The 14,723-nt window shown below is 63.4% G+C and carries 17 protein-coding genes and 1 tRNA gene; 10 read left to right on the forward strand and 8 right to left on the reverse strand.

Features of this window, described 5'->3' with window-relative positions; all coding sequences use genetic code 11:
- Positions 1 to 12: 12 nt before the first annotated feature.
- From EKO19_RS09200 to EKO19_RS09220, 5 genes are all read right to left on the reverse strand, one after another.
- Positions 13 to 909: an NAD(P)-dependent oxidoreductase gene (locus tag EKO19_RS09200; protein ID WP_217705225.1), complete on the reverse strand. Its 897-nt coding sequence runs from the start codon at positions 907 to 909 to the stop codon at positions 13 to 15.
- Complete coding sequence (locus tag EKO19_RS09205; protein ID WP_129776142.1) at positions 900 to 1,352, reverse strand: DUF4124 domain-containing protein; 453 nt, start codon at positions 1,350 to 1,352, stop codon at positions 900 to 902. Before EKO19_RS09205 ends, EKO19_RS09200 begins: the two co-directional genes overlap by 10 nt.
- Positions 1,353 to 1,367: 15 nt before the next feature.
- Positions 1,368 to 1,706 (reverse strand): P-II family nitrogen regulator, encoded by a 339-nt coding sequence (locus tag EKO19_RS09210; protein ID WP_129776143.1) that lies wholly within the window; start codon positions 1,704 to 1,706, stop codon positions 1,368 to 1,370.
- 248 nt (positions 1,707 to 1,954) lie between these two features.
- Positions 1,955 to 3,394 (reverse strand): ammonium transporter, encoded by a 1,440-nt coding sequence (locus EKO19_RS09215; RefSeq protein ID WP_129777329.1) that lies wholly within the window; start codon positions 3,392 to 3,394, stop codon positions 1,955 to 1,957.
- 152 nt (positions 3,395 to 3,546) lie between these two features.
- A complete protein-coding gene (locus EKO19_RS09220; protein ID WP_116807584.1) occupies positions 3,547 to 3,885 on the reverse strand; it encodes a P-II family nitrogen regulator in 339 nt (112 codons plus the stop codon).
- Between the two features lie 319 nt (positions 3,886 to 4,204).
- Between EKO19_RS09220 and ubiK the strand changes: the two genes are divergently transcribed.
- The 6 genes from ubiK to EKO19_RS09250 all read left to right on the forward strand — a co-directional run bounded on the left by ubiK (position 4,205) and on the right by EKO19_RS09250 (position 11,808).
- Positions 4,205 to 4,447 (forward strand): ubiquinone biosynthesis accessory factor UbiK, encoded by a 243-nt coding sequence (gene ubiK, locus EKO19_RS09225; RefSeq protein WP_129776144.1) that lies wholly within the window; start codon positions 4,205 to 4,207, stop codon positions 4,445 to 4,447.
- A 175-nt stretch (positions 4,448 to 4,622) separates the two neighbouring features.
- Positions 4,623 to 6,140 carry a YifB family Mg chelatase-like AAA ATPase gene (locus tag EKO19_RS09230; RefSeq protein ID WP_129776145.1) on the forward strand — a complete coding sequence of 506 codons (1,518 nt, stop codon included), beginning with the start codon at positions 4,623 to 4,625 and terminating at the stop codon, positions 6,138 to 6,140.
- A 103-nt stretch (positions 6,141 to 6,243) separates the two neighbouring features.
- Positions 6,244 to 6,828 (forward strand): RNA polymerase sigma factor, encoded by a 585-nt coding sequence (locus EKO19_RS09235; protein WP_246038892.1) that lies wholly within the window; start codon positions 6,244 to 6,246, stop codon positions 6,826 to 6,828.
- On the forward strand, positions 6,825 to 7,907 hold the full coding sequence (locus tag EKO19_RS09240) for a FecR family protein (RefSeq protein ID WP_129776147.1): 1,083 nt from the start codon (positions 6,825 to 6,827) through the stop codon (positions 7,905 to 7,907). Before EKO19_RS09235 ends, EKO19_RS09240 begins: the two co-directional genes overlap by 4 nt.
- A gap of 60 nt (positions 7,908 to 7,967) precedes the next feature.
- A complete protein-coding gene (locus EKO19_RS09245) occupies positions 7,968 to 10,529 on the forward strand; it encodes a TonB-dependent siderophore receptor (RefSeq protein ID WP_157995186.1) in 2,562 nt (853 codons plus the stop codon).
- Between the two features lie 70 nt (positions 10,530 to 10,599).
- Complete coding sequence (locus EKO19_RS09250) at positions 10,600 to 11,808, forward strand: alpha/beta hydrolase (RefSeq protein WP_129776149.1); 1,209 nt, start codon at positions 10,600 to 10,602, stop codon at positions 11,806 to 11,808.
- Between the two features lie 49 nt (positions 11,809 to 11,857).
- On the opposite strand, the gene EKO19_RS09255 is transcribed toward EKO19_RS09250, so the two are convergent.
- Positions 11,858 to 12,367: a c-type cytochrome gene (locus tag EKO19_RS09255; RefSeq protein ID WP_217705226.1), complete on the reverse strand. Its 510-nt coding sequence runs from the start codon at positions 12,365 to 12,367 to the stop codon at positions 11,858 to 11,860.
- Positions 12,368 to 12,600: 233 nt separating this feature from the next.
- On the opposite strand from EKO19_RS09255, the gene EKO19_RS09260 reads away from it, so the two are divergent.
- The 3 genes from EKO19_RS09260 (at position 12,601) to EKO19_RS09265 (ending at position 13,337) form a co-directional block, all read left to right on the forward strand.
- Positions 12,601 to 12,677: transfer RNA gene (locus EKO19_RS09260), tRNA-Arg, on the forward strand.
- A 26-nt stretch (positions 12,678 to 12,703) separates the two neighbouring features.
- Positions 12,704 to 12,880, forward strand: a complete 177-nt coding sequence (locus tag EKO19_RS38215; protein WP_157995187.1) for a hypothetical protein — start codon at positions 12,704 to 12,706, stop codon at positions 12,878 to 12,880.
- A complete protein-coding gene (locus tag EKO19_RS09265) occupies positions 12,855 to 13,337 on the forward strand; it encodes a nucleotidyltransferase (protein ID WP_129776150.1) in 483 nt (160 codons plus the stop codon). The genes EKO19_RS38215 and EKO19_RS09265 overlap by 26 nt, the downstream gene beginning before the upstream one ends.
- A gap of 52 nt (positions 13,338 to 13,389) precedes the next feature.
- Here the strand turns inward: EKO19_RS09265 and EKO19_RS09270 are convergent, their stop codons facing one another.
- Positions 13,390 to 13,719, reverse strand: a complete 330-nt coding sequence (locus EKO19_RS09270; protein WP_129776151.1) for a hypothetical protein — start codon at positions 13,717 to 13,719, stop codon at positions 13,390 to 13,392.
- Between the two features lie 10 nt (positions 13,720 to 13,729).
- The gene (locus tag EKO19_RS09275) at positions 13,730 to 14,107 is read right to left on the reverse strand and encodes a hypothetical protein (protein WP_129776152.1); all 378 of its coding nucleotides are present in this window, start codon (positions 14,105 to 14,107) and stop codon (positions 13,730 to 13,732) included.
- A gap of 173 nt (positions 14,108 to 14,280) precedes the next feature.
- Between EKO19_RS09275 and EKO19_RS09280 the strand changes: the two genes are divergently transcribed.
- Positions 14,281 to 14,592 (forward strand): response regulator, encoded by a 312-nt coding sequence (locus EKO19_RS09280; RefSeq protein WP_129776153.1) that lies wholly within the window; start codon positions 14,281 to 14,283, stop codon positions 14,590 to 14,592.
- Positions 14,593 to 14,723 lie beyond the last annotated feature (131 nt).

Genomic DNA, 14,723 nt, shown 5'->3' on the forward strand with positions numbered 1-14,723 from the left:
GAGGACCAGGCCCTAGGGTTTGTTGTCCCGGGCCGCGGCGAACAGCGCGTCCTTCAGGCGGAACAAGGTGGAGATGTCCTCGTCGCCATGACCTTGCTCGATCAGGCGCCGGTAATGAACCAGTGTCATCTCGATCAAGGGCAGCTGCACGCCGTGGCGGGCGGCCATGGCGCGGCAGATCTTCAAATCTTTCTCGTGCAGCTTCACGCGGAAGCCAGCGGGGTAGGCGTCGCGCAAGATGTTGGGCGCGCGATTCACGAAGTACCAGCTGGAGCCCGCGCCTTTACCGAGCGTGTCGATGAGACGATCGAGCGGCAGATCCTCGGACTTCGCAAAGGCCATGGCCTCCGCGACCGCCTGGATCACGCCGGCGCACATGATTTGATTGGTGGCCTTCGCCGCCTGGCCGGAGCCGCTGGCGCCGAAGTGCGTGACCGCTTTGCCCATGGCCTGCAACACCGGCTGAGCGCGTTCGAAGGCTTTTTCATCGCCGCCGACCATGACGGCGAGCGTGCCATCGCGTGCGCCCTCGGTGCCGCCGCTGACGGGCGCGTCGAGGAATTGAGCGCCGGCCGCGTTCAAGCGATGAGCGGCGGTTCGCGCCGTGTCGGCGCTGATGGTGGAGCAGTCAATGACGATGGTGCCGCGCTTGATCACCGGCAACAGCTCATCGATCACGGCGAGCACGTCCGCATCGGCGGATACGCAGGTGACGATGACATCGCACAAGGGCGCGAGCTCGGCGAGCTTGGTGACGGCCTTGCAGCCGGTTTCTTGCGCGAGCGCGGTGGCTTTCTCAGCCGTTCGATTCCATACGGCGCTCAGCAGTCCCTGCTTGTGAAGATTGCGCGACATGCCCAGGCCCATCGCGCCCAGGCCGACAAATCCAGCTCGCAGGGTCACTGGCACATCACATCCATGGAAGCTTTGGCCGAGGCACGCGCGGCATCGAGCTCGGTGTCGGTGAGGTAGCGGCGCTCGCCATCCTTGCCGGCTTCATACAGTTTGGGTGAGTTCATGTATTTATCGTAGCGTTCGCGCGCCTTGATGCAACGGTCCGCCTTGTCTTTGGCGGTCGTTTCGGTGGCGGCCTTCTGGTCGGCCGGCGAATTGCCCGCGGCGGGGCGGGGGGCACTCGGGTTCGCGGCCTGAATCGCGGCCTGCGAACGCTCCTGCGCGGCGATCACGTCGGTGCGCTGGGATTGGACGTTGAGCCGTTCAGCCGGCAATGACGGCGGCTTGTCGGTGTATTGGATGTTGCCTTTCTCGTCTTTGTACTTGTAGACGTCGGCAGCGGCGGTACCAGCCGCCAGCACCGCGGCCAGGGTCAGCAACAACACAGGTCTGATCATGGCAGTCTCCAGCAATTAAATAGCCCGGGCGTCCGTTTCGCCGGTGCGGATGCGGACGGCGTGACCCAACGGGATCACGAAGATCTTGCCGTCGCCGATGCGACCGGTATTGGCGACCTGGACGATGGTCTCCAGCACCTGGTCGACCCGGTCCTCGTCGATGGCCACTTCGATCTTGCACTTGGGCAGGAAGTCGACGACGTACTCGGCACCCCGGTACAGCTCAGTGTGCCCGCGTTGCCGGCCAAAGCCTTTGACCTCCGTCACCGTTACACCGGCCACGCCGAGCTCCGACAGCGCCTCGCGCACCTCGTCCACTTTGAAGGGCTTGATGATGGCGACTACCAGTTTCACGCCGCGGTCCTATGTAAAGAACGTCGGCAGTCTAACAGGACCGGTCCCAACCAGGGATTAAGACAGTCCCTGTCATGCAGCAGGATTGAGCAGTGGTTCACGTTGTAGGGAAAGGGCGCGCCAAAGAAAACGGGCGCTTGCGCGCCCGTTTTCACCCCATGCCGTTATCGAATGTAGCTCGGTAAAAGTCACGCCTTTTGCCGAGCGTGTCGAAAGGGCCTCGGCCGCTTTCGACCAGACGCTCACCCTCAGAGGTTGTAGCCCCGCTCGCCATGCTCGGTCGTGTCCAGACCCTCGGTCTCGACTTCGTCGCTGACCCGCAGGCCGATGACCAGATCGATCAGCTTGAAGGCGATGAAGGACACGACACCCGACCAGACGATCGTGGTGCCCACACCCCAGAGCTGGGAGATGACCTGCGTACCCATGCCCGCGTAGCCCCAGGTGCCGGCGACGTAGTCATAGATGCCGGTGCCGCCCAGCGAGGGAGCGTTGAACACGCCCGTCAGGATGGCGCCGAGGATGCCGCCGACGCAGTGGACGCCGAACACGTCCAGCGAGTCGTCGTAGCCCAGGGCCGCCTTCAACTTGGTGACCGCGAACAGGCAGACCGCGCCGGCCAGCAAGCCGATGACGATCGCGCCCATCGGGCCGACCCAACCGCAGGCCGGAGTGATGGCGACCAGGCCAGCCACCGCGCCCGAAGCCGCGCCGAGCATCGTCGGCGTGCCGCGGAAGATCCACTCAGCGAAGGTCCAGGCGATGACCGCGGCGGCGGTGGCGACGAAGGTGTTGAGGAACACCTGCGCGGCGAACGCATTCGACTCGAGGTTCGAGCCGACGTTGAAGCCGAACCAACCCACCCACAGCAGGGAGGCACCGACCATGATCAGCGGCACGTTGTGCGGCGTCATCGCCGTGGTGCCGTAGCCCTTGCGTTTGCCAACCAGGATGCAGCCCACGAGGCCGGCGATACCCGCGTTGATGTGCACGACCGTGCCGCCCGCGAAGTCGAGCGCGCCTTTCTGGAAGAGGAAGCCCGCGCCGGCAGTGGCAGCGGCAGCGGCATCGGCCGTCGTGTACGCATCCGGACCCGCCCAGAACCACACCATGTGCGCGACCGGCAGGTAAGCGAACGTGAACCACAGAACGATGAAGGCCAGTACCGCGGAGAACTTCATGCGCTCGGCGAACGCGCCGACGATCAAGCACGGCGTGATCGCTGCGAACGTCATCTGGAACGCGGCGTACAGATACTCAGGAATGTAGATGCCCTTGCTGAAGGTCGCCGCGGGCGTCAGGTTGCCGGCCGCGTCGAGCATGCCCGCGAGGAACATGCGGTCGAAGCCGCCGAAGAATGCGTTACCGCTGGTGAACGCGACGCTGTAGCCGTAGATGGCGTAAAGCACCGCGAGCAAGCTGAAGGTGACGAAGACTTGCATCGACACCGACAGCACGTTCTTCGAGCGGACCATGCCGCCGTAGAACAGTGCCAGGCCCGGCACCGCCATCAGGATGACCAGCAGCGTGCTGACCATCATCCAGGAGATATCACCCTTGTCGTAAGTCGGAGCTGCGGGCGCGGCTGCTGCTTCGGCCGGAGCGGCGGCTTCAGCCGGCGCGGCCTCCGCAGGCGCAGCTGTAGCAGCTGCAGGTTCCGCGGCTGGAGCGTCTTGCGCCAACGCCATGTCGGGCGCTGCGATCGTCACGAATGCGACAATCGCGAGGCTCCATAGGTAAGTGAGCACGCGGCTCGTTGCCAAGGGTTTCTTCACTGTCGTTCTCCTACGAAGAGATAGATCGTTTGTTTGCCAGGTGCTGCTGTTGAGGAAAAAGAAACTCACACTGCCTCGACGCCGGTCTCGCCGGTGCGAATGCGCACCGCTTGAGCGAGGTCGATGACGAAAATCTTGCCGTCGCCGATTTTTCCCGTGCGGGCGACGTTGGTGATGGCTTCGACCACTTGCTCCGCGATCGAATCGTCCACTGCCAGCTCGATCTTGGTCTTTGGCAGAAAATCCACTCGGTACTCGGCTCCGCGATACAGCTCGGTGTGACCGCGCTGGCGCCCGAAGCCCTGCACCTCCGTGACCGTGATGCCTTGAACTCCGATATCCGCGACGGCCTGTCGGACGTCATCCAGCTTGAAGGGCTTGATGATCGCGGTTATCAACTTCATTGCATTCCGGCTCCGGGTTCATGGGCGCGTGCTTTGAAGGATTAGTCATGACCAGTCATGACCCGTCGTAGTAATTCCCCGCTTCCCAAGCGCGCCGCATCGGAAATGCATCATCTGTGCCACGAATTCGTGCAAGCAAACCAACGCCGCGCTGGCTGAGAACAGGGCGTCGGCGCACTCTCCCGGTGCGAAAAATCCGCCCGTTTGCTTCAACTCGGAGCAAAATGCCGGCTGGCTGCCCCGTAACCGTGGAGCGATGACCACGAACGGGCGATTTTGAGGCTTAATGCCGATCCTGAATCCGTTAGGAGTCTGATCCGTGGACCCCCGCTCACTCGATGACCTCGCCCGCCGTCTTGCTTCCGCCGTGCCGCCCGGAGTGCAGGCGCTGCGTCGCGATCTGGAAGAAAACTTCAAGGCCGTGTTGCAAGCCGGGTTGAGCAAGCTCGACCTGGTGTCGCGTCAGGAATTCGATGTACAAGCCGGCGTCCTGCGCCGGACCCGCGAGAAACTCGAAGCGCTGGAAGCGCGGCTGGCGGAGTTGGAAAAGAAAAATCCCTAGCTGATTTTCGCTGGCGCCGCGGAGGGATTTCGCGGCGATTCGCCCGCTCAACAGCGAGCTGGCATTCACTTGCCCATGATCGAATGACGCCGATGGCCGCGGCTGCGCGTGGCCCGCACGGGCGCTGTTGCGTTCGTTGATCACAACGGCCAGGGAATGTTTCAGGAGGCCACGGATGGCAATGGCGACTGTCTTGAGTCGGGCGCAGCACGGCATGGACGCGCCGCTGGTGCGCGTCGAAATCGATATCGGCGGCGGCCTGCCGCGCTTCACTATCGTCGGCCTGGCCGAGGCCGTTGTGAGGGAGAGTCGCGACCGCGTGCGCGCGGCCATCATGAATTGCGGCTTCGAGATGCCGGACGGTCGCGTTACGGTGAATCTGTCTCCGGCCGATCTTCCCAAGGACGGCGGTCGCTACGATCTTCCCATCGCGCTCGGTCTCTTGCTCGCGTCCGGTCAGCTGCCTGCGGAATCGTTGTGCGATTGTGAGTTCTATGGCGAGCTGTCACTCAGCGGCGAAGTGCAATCGATGCAAGGCGTGTTGCTCGCCGCCGTCGCGGCGACCCGGGCTAAACATTCCATTTTCGTTCCGCGTGCCAACGTTGCTGAGGCCGCGCTCGTCACCGGATGTCGTATCGCGATCGCATCCAGCTTGCCCGATGTAGTGGCTCACGCCACTGGCAAAGCTCCGTTGTATTTCATTACCGGCGCCGCGCCTGATAGCGCGACTGACATCGATGCAGATCTTTGCGATGTGCGCGGACAGGAAACAGCCAAGCGTGCGTTGGAAATCGCCGCCGCCGGCGCACACTCGTTGCTTCTCATTGGTCCACCCGGCACAGGCAAGAGCATGCTCGCGCAACGCCTGCCCGGCCTGTTGCCGCCGATGAGCGAGGACGAAGCCCTTGAAGTCGCCGCCGTGCGCAGCGTCGCGCGACTTCCTATCGATACATCGCGCTGGCGAACGCGGCCGTTTCGGACTCCGCATCACTCCGCTTCTTCAGTGGCGTTGGTCGGAGGCGGATCCCGGCCGCGCCCCGGTGAAATCTCATTGGCTCATCACGGTGTGTTGTTCTTGGACGAGTTGCCGGAATACGAGCGTGGGGCGCTCGAAGTACTGCGCGAACCGTTGGAGACGGGCGTCATCACCATCTCTCGCGCCGCGCAGCAGGCCGAATTCCCGGCCTCTTTCCAGTTCGTCGCGGCGATGAACCCTTGCCCGTGCGGCTACTTGGGCGACGAGCGCGGCATTTGCCACTGCACCTCCGAGCAAGTCCGCAAATACACGAACCGGCTGTCGGGGCCGCTGATCGATCGCCTCGACCTGCATGTCGAGGTGCTTCGCGTTCCGCATGGGCTGTTGCGTGCGGACATCGTGAAAGCCGAGACAAGCGCTGCCGTCGCTGCCCGTGTCGCACGCGTGCGCGAGCTGCAGCACGATCGGCAGGGCTGTACGAACGCCCGGTTGAACGGACGGGAGACGGAACGCCTCTGTTGCCCGACCGCCGCCGGCCGGCAGCTACTGGATCGCGCGGCCAACAAACTCGCATTCTCCGCGCGTGCTTATCACCGCGTATTGAAAGTCGCCCGGACCATTGCCGATCTCACCGGCGCCTCGGCGGTCGACACGCCGCATGTGAGCGAGGCGATGATGCTCAGGAAACTGGACCGGAACTCGAATCCGGCACGGTGAAGCCGGCGCCGGACCGAGGCCGGATCGTTAAATGAGCGGTCCTCGCGGAGTACCGTTTTCGCGGGGCTCGTCGTCATAGTGGGGCATGAGTGGAAAGTTGCCGGTGGTGCAGTTGAGCCCCTTGCCCGAGGTGCCGGGCGAGCGGCCTGCGTCTGCCGACCCCATGGTCGATCCCGCCGAGGTCGAGCGGCTGTTCCGGGAGCACAACGCCACCCTGCTGCGGTTCATTGCCGCCCGCGTCGGTTCCACCCAGGAAGCACGCGAAATTGCTCAGGAATCGTACGTCCAGCTGCTCAGGCTGAGCGGTCCGGGTGCCATCAGTTACCTGCGCGCCTTCTTATTTAAAACCGCCGCGAACCTGGTCACGGATCGGCTGCGGCAACGGGACCGCCGGCGCAACGTGGCCTCGATGGGTGATATGGACTTCGTCCCCTTCGAGTTGTCGCCGGAGCGACTGGTGGCCAGCGAGCAAGCGATGACGACGTTACGGGCGGCGGTGGAGGAGTTGCCGCCGAGATGCCGGCAAGTCTTCCTGCTCCACCGCGTGCACGAATTGTCGACGGAAGAAATCGCTACCCGGCTCGGCATCGGCGAACGTATGGCGCGTCGCTACCTGGCGAGAGCACTGGAGTTCTTGCGGACCAGGATGGATGCCGCCGAAAGCGGACGAGGGACGTGTGAGCAATGAGCCAACACAACCAACAAGGATCTGAAATGGCGCCGGGGTATTCCGCCGCGCAACGGCGCGAGGCGGCCGAATGGTTCATCGTGATCCGCGATCAGACGGAACCGGAAGCGCAGACCCTGCAAGCCTGGTTGCGATGGATGGAAGCCGACGAAGCCCACCGCACGGCATTCGAAGCGGTCTCCGCCGCCTGGCATCACACCTCGCCGTCGACGATGGTCGCCATGCCGACCGCGAGCGAGCTCGCCGAGGATGACTACGACGGCGAGCTTTCCGTCGAGCAGTGGCTGGCCTCCAGGAAATCGCCGGCGCCCACGACGCCCGGCCTGGCGTCGAGATCGTGGCGGGGCCTGCGTCGTGGCGTGTTCGCGCTGGCGGCGGTTGCAGCCTGGATGACGGTCGCGTTGCTGTTCTACCGGGAAACCGTCCAGGCTCCCTCCTGGGGCGTGTTCGAAACGCGCGTCGGCGAACATCGCGAGATCGTGCTGGCGGACGACTCGCGCGTTGCGCTCGGCGCCCGGTCGCGCCTGGTGGTGAACTTCAATCGCGAGCGCCGCGAATTGCGGCTGGAAGCCGGCGAAGCTTTTTTTCAGGTCGCAAAAGATCCCGGGCGCGCCTTCGTGGTTCGTGCCATGGGAGGATCGATCACCGCGATCGGTACCGCGTTCGACGTGCGCGCCGTGCGCGATCACGTCACCGTCATGGTCGCCGAAGGGGTGGTGAGCGTTCGCAATCGAGCGACACGGGAGGGGGAGCAAGTCAACGTCGCGCCACGTCAGCAAGTGACCTTCGATCTCGATGGCCGAGAGCCGTTGCAAGTGCGCTCCGCGCCGAATCTCGAAGAACGATTGCGCTGGCGCGAGGGCTGGCTGATCTATCGCAACGAACCGCTCGGCAACGTCATCGCCGACGTGAGTCGTTATACCGAGCGGCGCATCGAGGTCAGCGACAGCGACGCCGCCACGCTGCGCTTCAGCGGCGCCGTCGATCGCCAGAGCGTCGATGAATGGTTGCTCGCCTTGCCGGAGGCGTTTCCCGTCACCATCGAAGCCGTTCCCGCTCAACGGGTTCCCACGCCGTGAGTACCGAATTCGCCGCCGCCGTCGTCTAGGTGCACGTTCGTCACAATGGGGAGAACGAATATGCACAAGACACGATCCATGCTCAGCCTGGCGGTGGCTGCATTCGCCGGCATCGCCGCCGCGAACAGTGCCGCCGCTCGCGATCTCGACGCCGCGGTCACGCTCGACATCGCGGCCGGTCCGTTGGAAACCGCCATCATCGAACTGTCGAAGCAGACCGGCATGCAACTGGTGGCGCCGGCCGGTTCATTGCCCACTACGACCGCGCCTCGTGTCAGTGGCAGCATGCCGCTGGGGAGTGCGCTCGATCTGTTGTTGCAGGGAACGCAACTGACCTATCGGCTGGTGGGCGAGCGGACGCTGACCATCGTGCCGAAGGAACATTCGAGCGCGGGCAAGTCATCGCTCGCTCGGACCCAGGAAACGATTGCCGCCACCTCGGATCCGGCGGCGGGTATTCGTTTGGCAAGTCGAACGACGCACGCTGCCGCACGCGCCGAGTCGCGCAAAGTCGTCGTTGCCGATGCAGGCGCCGGCGGCGCGGGATCGAGTGGAGAGTCGGAGGTCGCCGAGCCGGCCGTCGTGGTCTGGGGTCAGCGTGACGCGGCGGCGGAGAGCGGCTATCGCGCCAGATCCGTATCGCAGCTCGGCGTGCTGGGCGCGAAGGCCATCGAAGATACTCCGTTCTCCATCAACGTCGTGCCGCCGGAGCTGATCGAGAATCGGATGGCCACGGCCGCCGATCAGATCTTCCGCATCAATCCAGTGGCGCAACTCGAGACGCCGCGCTCCCGCTTTTATAGCAGTGCCGTACTGCGCGGCTTCTCGGTCGGCTGGAACAGCCAGATCGACGGCATGCGCAACGGCAACAACGCCGACGTCGAAGACAAGGAGCGCATCGAGATCGTCACCGGCCTGTCGGCGTTTCTGTATGGCGTGGGCAACGTCGGTGGCACCGTGAACTATGTTTTGAAGCGGCCCACGGCCGAGGCGCTGCGCAGCGTTACCGTCGGTTACGCGGGCGGCGAGAATTTCTATGGACATCTCGATCTCGGCGGGCCGATCGATGGTGCCGGCAAGTTCGGCTATCGCTTGAACGTGGTCGGTCAGGACGGCGACACGTACATGGACCACCAGTCGCTGGAGCGCAGCCTGGTCAGTGCCGCGCTGGATTGGAACCTCACCGACGATCTGCGGCTGCAGTTCGATGCGTCGAGCTCCGACAGCGACATGCGAGGCGGCGAAACCTACTGGCTGGCGCTGGGCTCGACACCGCGAAGTTTCGCGCTCTACGACAATCCGCCGGACACCGACCGTTACTACGGACAGCCGCAGTCATTCACCAAGGCTCATGCCGAGCACGCCGCCGGCCGATTGCAATGGAACATCAACGAGGACAGCACGCTGCGCGCCGCGGTTTCCAAGCGCAAGGAAGATTTGCAGCTGCGCGCCTCGTTGAACGCGCTCAGCGACGACGACTTGCCTGGCCAATACTCGCCGTGGATCGGCGAGTGGATCTATCCGGATATCGACATCACCGCCGCCTATCTGTTCGCCGACACGAAGTTCGAGACCGGCGCGGTCGCGCATCGACTGACGGGCGGTGTGTTCGGCGACGAGCGCGAGACCACGCCCTACATCTCTCAGGGCTGGACCTTCCCGACTGCCAAGGGCTCCGTCGCCGATCCCTTGTATGTCGATTACGCGCCGGGCCTGCCGGTCGGCTCGAAGTATGTCGATCAACGCACCCGTTCGATGAACTACGTGGTGGGTGACGAGATCACTGTCGGCGCCTGGACCGCGCTGATCGGCTTGACGCATACGCAGCTGAAGATCGAGGCGTTCGATGCGACCGGCGCCACGACCGCGGTTTACGACAAAAGCAAAACCAACCCCGCCGCGACACTGCTTTGGCGCGCCACCGACGGTTTGCGCCTGTACGCCAACTACATGACGAGCTTCGAAGCAGGTAGCGTCGCCGCCGGCGTCGATGGCAGCGGGCGTGCCGTTCTCAATGCCGGTCAGGCGATGCCGCCGATCGAGAACAAACAAATCGAGATCGGCGCGAAGTACGCCGTCGGCGGTGCGCTGCTGACCGCCGCCGTGTTCGAGATCGACAAGGCGCTGGAGTACTACGCACCGGTGAGCCCCGCGGAGGTGCGCTTGGTTCAAGATGGACGGCAGGTGCATCGTGGCGTCGAGCTGACGGTCAGCGGGCGCGTCACCGAGAACTTCACGTTACTCGGCGGCGTCACGGTGCTGGATGCGAAGATCAAGGACAACGCCGAGGTGCCGGAGGTCGAGGGCTCGAGGCCGCAGAACGTCGCGAAGGCGCAGGCGAAGCTGTATGCGGAATATTCGCTACCGTCGCTGAGCGGGCTGACGTTCTCCGCCGGTGTCTATCACACCGGCGAGCAGGAGTTGACGCTGCCGAACAGCTACACCATCGACTCGTTCACCACCGCCGATCTGGGTGTGCGCTATCAAACGCGCGTGTGGAACGATCGCAAGCTCACACTGCGCTTCAACATCGATAATGTCACCGATGAGCGCTACTGGTTGAACAGTACGTTCTTGGGTTATCCCAGAACGTACGCCGCCGGTGCGCAGTTGCAGTTCTGAGGTCGGGCTGGGTGGTCGCACGAGGCTCCGCTGCGAAGCGTGAGCCTCGTTTTCATTTGTGGGAGTGCGTATGAGACGTGTCGTGTTGGCCGTGCTGGTCTGGTTGGTGGCGCCCATGCCTGGCTGGGCACAACGCTGGGAGGCTCAGGCGCCGACCGAGGTGTCGGTCGTAGCGGGGCGTGCCCAGACCCTGTGGTCCAGCGTATTGCAGGAGCCGCGACAGCTGCTGATCTCGCTGCCTCCGGATTACCAGCGCTCCGGCAAAGCCTACCCCGTCGTTTATCTGCTCGATGCGGAAATGCAGTTCACGCAGGCGGCCGGCGTTCTGCAGTTCCTGGGGCCGTTCAACGAGCGTATTCCCGAAACGATCCTGATCGGCGTCGTGAATACCGACCGCAGTCGCGATTTCGTGCCAGCCGCGCGCAACCCGGCGTGGCGAGGCGAGCCGATGTGGAGCGAGGCCTATGAGCACAGCGATGCCGACAACTTCCTGAAGTTCTTTGCCGACGAATTGATTCCTTGGGTGGATGCGCGCTATCGCACGGCGCCGTATCGCATTCTGGTCGGCCATTCGTTCGGCGGCGTGTTCAATACGCACGCGCTGATCCACCGGCCCGAATTGTTCCAGGCCCACATCGCGATCAGCCCTTCGCTCTGGTACGACGGCGAGGCGCTCGTGGCCCGCACGGAAGCCGGCATTCGCAGCCTGAAGTCGCCGCCGGCGCTGTTCCTGAGCTGGGCCGATCACGAAGACACCATTCGCCTCAGCACCGAAAAGCTGGTCCAGGCGCTGTCTCGCAAGCCGCCCGCGGGGTTGCACTGGACGCATCGTTACTATCCGGGTGACGACCACATGAGCACGCCGCACCGTGCGCTGTACGACGGTTTGGAATGGTTGTTCGCCGGTTGGCGGATGCCGCGTCGTGAGGACGACGCGGCCGGGCCGTCACTCAGTGAGGTCGAGGCTCACTATGCGGCGTTATCTCGACAATACGGCTTCCCGGTCGCGCCAACCGTCGCGGCGTTGAACGCGGTTGCGCAAGACCTGGCGACGCAGGGCAAGGCAGAGCAAGCGCTCGAGCTCTTGCGGCGAAGTGCGCGCGAGAATCACTACATTGCGTTGACTCACAGCGTGCTCGGCGAGGCGCTGGAAAAGCTTGGGCGGCGAGAGGAGGCGCTGGCGGCTTACGAGGAGGCGCTGCGCGTTACGCTGGAAAGCGGGGAGCCTTATGGCGACCCGGTGAAAGCGTTCCGGGCGAAGGCGAAGGAGTTGCGCTGATCGAATCGAGTGGGTCGCCGCATCGATCGCGGCGACCCAAACGGCAGGATTACTTCGAGCCGGCGACCATGTAGTCGACCGCATTCATGATCGACTTGTCGGCCAGATCCGCGCGGCCACCCTTCGGCGGCATGAAGCCCGCGCTGCCCTGGAAGCCTTCGAGCGCGTGCTTGTGGAGCGTGTCCGCGCCCTTGGCGATGCGCGGGCCCCAGGCGGCCTTGTCGCCGTACTTCGGCGCGCCGGCGACACCGGCACCGTGGCAGGCCATGCAGGCCATGTTGAACACTTCCTCGCCACCCAGTTCCTTGGCCGGCTCCGCGGAAGCAGCCTGGACCGGCGCCAGCGCCGAGTTGTCCTGACCCGCGATCGCGACCTTGGCCACCGGCGCAATGCGCTCGGCCACCACGGCCTGGTTCACCGGGTCGGTGATCACATGCTGTTCCTGGGTGCCGGAGGCGACGATGCGCGCCAACACATATAGAAGGATGGCGATGCCGATCAGAATGCCGAGTACCAGCATGAAGGTGTCAAAGAACTTTCTATCGTGCTCGGCGCTCACTTCGGCTCCAACAACAGGCTACAGGGGCGGGTAAAGCCACATGGCAAAACGGCGCGCAGTATAACGGTGTCGCCGTTCCCGATAAACTCAACAGGCTAACTCTCTGATCGGACGCGAATTCCAGGCCCTGGGGTTGGGCTGGACGGCAAGGCCGGCTATGATTCGCGCCCCCGCCGGGTCCCCCGGGGCGGGACCCCGTCCGCCAGGAGGGGCTGCTACAATTCGTTTCGCACGCGCCCGTAGCTCAGTTGGATAGAGTATCGGTTTCCGAAGCCGAGGGTCACTGGTTCGAATCCAGTCGGGCGCGCCACTCCCCGCAGGTCGCTTTTGCTGTTCATGAGCACAGCCATCGAAGAAGCCAAGCGTGCCGGTATCGACATGAGCCTGGTCGAAACCAGCCTCCGCTACTCCTACGACAAGCGCGCCGAGCAACATCAAGCCGCGCTCGAACTGGCGCTCGAACTGGAGCGCATCGGACGGCAACTCCGTGGTGAAGCTCAACCAACTGATTGAGCGTCTTTGCGACGCCGATGTCGACTTTGTGATCGTCGGCGGTTTCGCCGGCGTGCTTCACGGGTCCACGCTTGTAACGCGCGACTTGGAAGTGTGCACGGTATTGAGTTCCGAGAACATTGCGAAACTGCGCGATACGTTTCGCGATCTCCAGCCAAAACATCGCTTCACGACCCAGAAGTTCTCTTTCCTGGACAATCCCGAGCCCGGCGTTGCCCTAAACAACCTTTATCTGGAAACTGACCTCGGTCCGGTGGACTTGCTCGGCACCATCAAGGGAGTAGGCGAGTTCGAGGCGGTGCGAGCCGCGTCGATCGAAGTAGAGCTATTTGGACGGCGATGCCGCGTACTCTCGGTTGACGGCCTCATCCGAGCCAAGCAAGCAATGGGGCGCGATAAAGATTTGATCGCCGTCAAAGAGCTGCGAGCCATTCAGGAAGCTCACGCGAAGCCGTGAGGCGGAAAGAAGTTCTCGCTGCTGGGTTATTGGCGAAGGCGATCGGCGGCACTCAGTCTCTGAGCAGATGCACTTGCTCCACCACGCATCCCTGATTGAGGCCTGACACTTCAATCGTGCCGCCGGCATACAAACTGGCGAGGAGGCCCGCGTACACGGCCTTCACGCTTGCTTGTTTGTCCGCGGCCGTGGAGCCGGCGCCGTAGAAGAACAGCCAGCCGCCGGCGGCGCAGGTGCCGGCGTTCACGTCGATGCGTAAATTCAAATGATCGGCGAAAGTGGGCTCCAGGCGCGTCACTCGTCCTTGCACGATCCAATCGCCGGCATTGGCCGAGATCGACATCAGTAACGCGGTCGCTGCCGTCAGAGTCATCGCTTTCATCGTTGCTCCTCTACGGGACCGCGTGCAGCGCCATCACCCTGCACACGCGGTCGCCGGACGTATCGATAATCTGCGTGTCGTCGACCGTGATCGTGACGGTCACGTTATCTTTCCACGCACGCATGGCGATGCCGTAGAGATGCCAGTCGTCCATGGAAATATCGGCGGCATCGGCGCGGCACGAGGTGGATCCCCAGGCTGCGCTCGTGGCGGGATAGATTCGGATTACGGACTGAGACTGCGGCGCGCCGGGACGAGACGTGGATACGCCCGCCATGTTTTGTATTTTGACCGTACGCGAAGACTCGGCTGCAGATGCAGTGTTCGAAAGCGCGTTTCCGGTCAGCAGCAGCGCGGCGGAAAAAGCATACCAATGGATCGGTCTCATATCGCTCTCCCTGTTTGGTCGTTCCGTGAGTTGGCAGCGGCGCGGCGATTCAGATTGTTTTCGTCGCCATCCGCAGCAAACTTATTGCGAACAGAGTTGCAGGATCAACCCGCGCCTGTCAATGCACTGGACGCGGGAGAAAGTTGGAATCAGGGTTTGGACGAAAGCCAAGCGTGCTCGAGGCGGCGATCGTCCGGGTCAAGGATGGCGAACAGGACCTGCGTTATTTGTTTCAGAGAGGATTGTTCACGGAAGAGCCGGAGACACCTCATCTGGTAGTGCTCGCGGCGGAGCTGCCAGTCGTATCGACGGACGCCATCATCGATCGGCTGCGACAACATCCTAGAACAGAGTCGATCCCCGTGATCGTCATTCGGCAAGACGCGGCCAGCGAGCAGTGCCTGTTGTCTCGGGGCGTGGTGTTGATCTTCGCCACCGAGCGGCTGGAGAAACAAATAGCGAGCGCGCCGGGTCAGCTTCCCTAGCGCATCGGCGGCGACGCTGTCGATCAATTAACGGGCCCAAAGCCCACTCAATCGCTCATTTTCGACGGGTGCCTTCCGGGCATGCTGGCGCTCGCACGACAGGTGTGTTCTGGTTGTCATTTGACAACCAT

This window comes from Peristeroidobacter soli (genome assembly GCF_004138485.1).
Classification (GTDB): domain Bacteria; phylum Pseudomonadota; class Gammaproteobacteria; order Steroidobacterales; family Steroidobacteraceae; genus Steroidobacter; species Steroidobacter soli.

What these genes read in the sequence shown, in the direction of transcription:
- EKO19_RS09270 (WP_129776151.1), bottom strand. Translation starts at nt 13,719, where the DNA reads ATGAAAGCGATGACTCTGACGGCAGCGACCGCGTTACTGATGTCGATC.
- EKO19_RS09205 (WP_129776142.1), bottom strand. Translation starts at nt 1,352, where the DNA reads ATGATCAGACCTGTGTTGTTGCTGACCCTGGCCGCGGTGCTGGCGGCT.
- EKO19_RS09275 (WP_129776152.1), bottom strand. Translation starts at nt 14,107, where the DNA reads ATGAGACCGATCCATTGGTATGCTTTTTCCGCCGCGCTGCTGCTGACC.
- EKO19_RS09245 (WP_157995186.1), top strand. Translation starts at nt 7,968, where the DNA reads ATGCACAAGACACGATCCATGCTCAGCCTGGCGGTGGCTGCATTCGCC.
- EKO19_RS38215 (WP_157995187.1), top strand. Translation starts at nt 12,704, where the DNA reads ATGAGCACAGCCATCGAAGAAGCCAAGCGTGCCGGTATCGACATGAGC.
- EKO19_RS09230 (WP_129776145.1), top strand. Translation starts at nt 4,623, where the DNA reads ATGGCAATGGCGACTGTCTTGAGTCGGGCGCAGCACGGCATGGACGCG.
- EKO19_RS09240 (WP_129776147.1), top strand. Translation starts at nt 6,825, where the DNA reads ATGAGCCAACACAACCAACAAGGATCTGAAATGGCGCCGGGGTATTCC.
- EKO19_RS09250 (WP_129776149.1), top strand. Translation starts at nt 10,600, where the DNA reads ATGAGACGTGTCGTGTTGGCCGTGCTGGTCTGGTTGGTGGCGCCCATG.
- EKO19_RS09215 (WP_129777329.1), bottom strand. Translation starts at nt 3,394, where the DNA reads ATGGCGTTGGCGCAAGACGCTCCAGCCGCGGAACCTGCAGCTGCTACA.
- EKO19_RS09220 (WP_116807584.1), bottom strand. Translation starts at nt 3,885, where the DNA reads ATGAAGTTGATAACCGCGATCATCAAGCCCTTCAAGCTGGATGACGTC.